4 protein-coding genes are annotated in these 4,455 nt (G+C 33.4%); 2 read left to right on the top strand and 2 right to left on the bottom strand.

From position 1 onward, the window contains the following. Nucleotides 1-288 (bottom strand): IS6 family transposase (locus CDZ78_RS18905; protein ID WP_140414221.1); only part of this gene is annotated, 288 nt, incomplete at its 3' end. Between the two features lie 387 nt (nucleotides 289-675). On the opposite strand from CDZ78_RS18905, the gene dcm reads away from it, so the two are divergent. Beyond that, complete coding sequence (gene dcm, locus CDZ78_RS18895; protein WP_087871359.1) at nucleotides 676-1,974, top strand: DNA (cytosine-5-)-methyltransferase; 1,299 nt, start codon at nucleotides 676-678, stop codon at nucleotides 1,972-1,974. Between the two features lie 16 nt (nucleotides 1,975-1,990). Here the strand turns inward: dcm and CDZ78_RS18890 are convergent, their stop codons facing one another. Beyond that, on the bottom strand, nucleotides 1,991-2,608 hold the full coding sequence (locus CDZ78_RS18890) for an NgoBV family restriction endonuclease (protein ID WP_167374409.1): 618 nt from the start codon (nucleotides 2,606-2,608) through the stop codon (nucleotides 1,991-1,993). A 1,559-nt stretch (nucleotides 2,609-4,167) separates the two neighbouring features. Between CDZ78_RS18890 and CDZ78_RS18880 the strand changes: the two genes are divergently transcribed. Continuing rightward, on the top strand, nucleotides 4,168-4,455 hold a 288-nt coding region (locus tag CDZ78_RS18880; RefSeq protein WP_140414221.1), incomplete at its 3' end, for an IS6 family transposase.

The following is a 4,455-nucleotide window of genomic DNA, read 5'->3' as shown; positions in this document are numbered from 1 at the left end:
GTGACTATCAACAGCTCGGTATAAATAGGTCCACTGCCCCTTCACTTTGATATACGTTTCATCCATGCGCCACGATTTATTGGTTTCTCGTTTCTGAGATTTAGCTTTTACAGCAATGGCAGGAGAATAACGGATAACCCAACGATTGAGCGTAGCATGATCCACTTCAACACCTCTTTCTTCCATAATTTCTTCAAGGTCGCGATACGAAACGCCATACCTGACATAAAAGAAAACAGCATAAAGAATGACATCTTTTGGGAAGTGAGTGCCTTTGAAGCTGAGCATATGATCCACCTTTTATTGAAATTGAGAATTATGATAGCAGATAACGTCGGGAAGGGGGATTTATGCGACAGAACCCTTTTTACTGGTAATTTATTGAAACTAGCCATGTTACTTATCATTTTTTTTCTCAATTATGTTAATAAGTAAGGTGATTATTCTTAACTGGACGTCTACACTTTTTTTATTTTTATACTGTGAAAGTGATTGTTTACACACGCCTAATCTACTGGCAAGATCGTTATCATAACTATCATTAGTAATAGATTTAACGAGCTTTAAAATTTCTTGAGGTGTATAAGTTTGCATAAAAGTAAATAAACCATTGACAGAAGTAAGCGAATCATTTACTATACTTTTTATTAAAAGAACTTACAATACTTGGTTTTTATGAAAAACATTAGATTTATAGATTTGTTTGCTGGTTTAGGAGGTACTCGAATTGGATTTGAGATGGCATGCAAAGAATTAGGCTTCTCTTCGGAATGTGTTTTTACTTCAGAAATAAAGCCTTATGCTGTAGATATATATAAACATAATTTTTTTAATGATTCTGTATATGGTGATATTACTAAGATTAATGAAAATTCAATTCCTGATTTTGATTTTTTATTAGGTGGTTTTCCTTGTCAATCATTCAGTACAGCAGGTAAAAAAGCTGGTTTTGAGGATACAAGAGGGACATTGTTTTTTGATGTAGCTAGAATTATAAAAGAAAAGAAGCCGAAAGGTTTTTTACTTGAAAATGTTGAAGGATTAGTTTTACATGATAAAAAAGATAAGGGAGATGAAATAGGTAGTACTTTGAAAACAATACTTAGTACCTTGCAAAGTTTAGGTTATAAGGTTACTTGGAAGGTTCTTGATGCTAAAAATTTTGGAATTCCTCAGGTAAGAAAAAGAATTTATATTGTTGGAAATAAGGCTAATAAAATATCATTAAATAATTTTAAAGTTAAAAATAAAGTATTTAGTGATATACAAGAAAATAATCTCGCTCCTGTTGAGACTGACTTTACAAAAAAACTTTTAGTGTTGTTTTTACCGGAAGATCTAGGAGGTAAAGCTATAAAAGATAAACGAGGTGGAAATAATAATATACATAGCTGGGATTTAGAATTGAAGGGCGCTCTAAGTAAAGAGCAAAAAAATATAATGAGTTTATTGCTTCGTGAAAGAAGGAAAAAAAAGTGGGCTGAAATCAAAGGTATTGTATGGATGGATGGAATGTCTTTAACTTTAAATGAAATTCATTCTTTTTATAGCTGTTTAAAAATAGATGATCTTAAAAAATTACTTGATGATATGGTTGAAAAGAAATATTTAAGATATGAACATCCAAAAGATTTAATTATTTCTCAAAATGGTATTAAAAAACGTGAATATGCAACACATTTGGAAAAAGGTTATAACATTGTTACAGGAAAACTTAGTTTTGAGTTTAATAAAATTTTAGGTAAAAAGTGTATAGCTCCCACCATTGTTGCGACAGAAGCAGATAGAATAGGTATTATTGATAACAAAAAAATAAGAAGAATGTCTGAAAGAGAGTGTTTTCGTTTTTTTGGTTTTCCTGAATCTTATAATTCAAATATTAGTCATAAAAACTTATATGACTTAATTGGAAATACAGTAGTTGTACCTGTTATAAAATTAGTATCAGAAAGAATGCTAAGTAAAACCATATAAATAAATATTATTTATTTTATAAGTTAGATAAATAAGTGTTTTTGTGAGAATCTCCTCTATATTGTTTTTCAGTTTCAAAAAGGGCATTGATAAACTCTTCTTTTGTTTTAAATGTTTTGAATCTAGGTTTATTTGAAAACCAAGAGGCAGGACGAATATTATAAATAACATCTCTCTTTGTTTGAGTTTTTAAAGGCCATCTTTCTGAAGGGCAAGTTATTTCCCATATTTTTTTTAGCCATACATTTTTTATTGATAACTCAGTACCATCTAATTTATAAGAAAAAATTAGATAATCAGAATCAACTCGACTTGGAGTGTTGGAAATTGATTCACAATAAGACTCAAAATTAGCTAAATCAAAATTAGCTCCGGCTGTAGAATCAAAAGTTTTAACCTCTAATAGATGGTTATCAGTGCCAACATAATAATCAGGAAACTCTTGGCTACTTCCATTTTTTTTAGGGTTATTAATTATAAATTTTTGATTTTCAGCCCATTTTCCAAGCCATTCTTCAATGAGCCCACCTAAACCATCCTTTCCTTCGACATCTATAGAAATGCTTCCTATTTTAAAAACTGTCCCCCCAACAAGTTCGTCAATACTTTTTATTAAGGATTCTTTTATTTTCAAACTTTCCGTGTGATACATAACTTTCAGTATAATTTATTATTAGGTGGATTCAACTCTGAAGTGCAATTCCTGTAATCATGAGGCCTCACGTTTATTATTATGAAAAAACACAGCATGAGGGGTGTCATATAGAAGGTTTTGACAGCAACCAAAACGCATAATACATTTCTCGAGGAGCTAGGATTGCCAGCTTTACCCTAGATAAATACATAGTCTACAAGGTGCTAGATGGCCTTTTCTGGTTCTGTCGCAAAAGATACGTATTTGTGTAAACCTGGTTATGAACCTGTTTTTATTCTTCGCCCAGGGGGTAAGTAACTTTTTTTATCGTATCTGGAATTTTCTATCTTGGACGCGCCTGATGTTTTTTACAATTGAATCCGAGTACTCTAAAAAGGATAACTCACAGTAAATATGGCGCGCCAGCTCTTCGCTAAGGCGCTTTATATCGCTTTTAAGGCGCTTTAACAGCTAACCCCTACCCATACACACCCATTAAAGGTTTTTGTGGGTCTTTAAGGGGCTTACATGCCCCCAATAAGCGATTGACTAATTGTGGGTATGTGGTTTGTTATAGCTGTTACAGAAAACAAAGATTAAACGGTAAACCATTCCAAAATAAAGGGTTGGCTTATTGCAACAAGCAACAGTATTCTGGGGACTCTTTACCCTAGGGAGGAAGTAACTTTTTAAACTTCATAATAAAACGCTATTTAGTGTACAATCTAATATAGATTGTACTATACCTATAATCCTTTTATAATCAAAGATTAGGGTTACTGTCATGTACAACCTATGGATATTTATACGCAAACATTACATTTACAATTTAGGGTTTTATAGTTACCCCTCTTTGACCGCCCTTCTTGGGGCTTTTTTTATTGAACATCTACGGTCAGCGGATTTTCAGAAGTATCCAGTTCAGGGAAAGCCACAGCTCTCAAGCGTTTATTCATCTCAGCTTAAAAACACACCATGTTCTGGGATAACACGCGTATGACTTCATTTCAACTAATTATTAAACGTGAATGAAATCAATTTCTTGCTCAATTAGGATAAATTATCATGGTTGGGGGGAACCATAGATTCCCTTTGGGTTTAATTACTGCAATCCCTTAAACTGTAATATAACCAATCGCTTGTTCATCTGAGCAATTTGAGTAGACCTTTAATTTAGCAGACTCTCAGCCCTAGGGAAAAGTAACTTTTTTAGCATATATCCGATACATGAAGATTCCCTTATATAAGAAAACACAGGGGGATCTGACTCTAATGGATTGCGCTATCAGCTTTAGATAAAGGCGGCATAAAATAAGTCCTCCTGCTATGTTTCACATTAAGCCCCTCTAACACTTTTTTACAGCCATCTGGTTCGATCTGTTATTTGTTATATTCTTAGGTAACTCATTTATTATCTCGAAGCTAGTCATTTTTATTGTTCTATTGCTAAGTGCCTTACCCGTTTTGTCATCAACAAACTCAAAGGTTCTGTCGCATAAATCCCCCTTCCCGACGTTATCTGCTATCATAATTCTCAATTTCAATAAAAGGTGGATCATATGCTCAGCTTCAAAGGCACTCACTTTCCAAAAGATGTCATTCTTTATGCTGTTTTCTTTTATGTCAGGTATGGCGTTTCGTATCGCGACCTTGAAGAAATTATGGAAGAAAGAGGTGTTGAAGTGGATCATGCTACGCTCAATCGTTGGGTTATCCGTTATTCTCCTGCCATTGCTGTAAAAGCTAAATCTCAGAAACGAGAAACCAATAAATCGTGGCGCATGGATGAAACGTATATCAAAGTGAAGGGGCAGTGGACCTATTTATACCGAGCTGTTGATAGTCAC

This window comes from Bathymodiolus platifrons methanotrophic gill symbiont, assembly GCF_002189065.1.
Classification (GTDB): Bacteria; Pseudomonadota; Gammaproteobacteria; order Methylococcales; family Methylomonadaceae; genus Methyloprofundus.
This window is presented reverse-complemented; position numbering and strand designations above follow the sequence as displayed.

Coding starts and splice junctions, on each gene's coding strand:
- dcm (WP_087871359.1), top strand. CDS start 676: ATGAAAAACATTAGATTTATAGATTTGTTTGCTGGTTTAGGAGGTACT.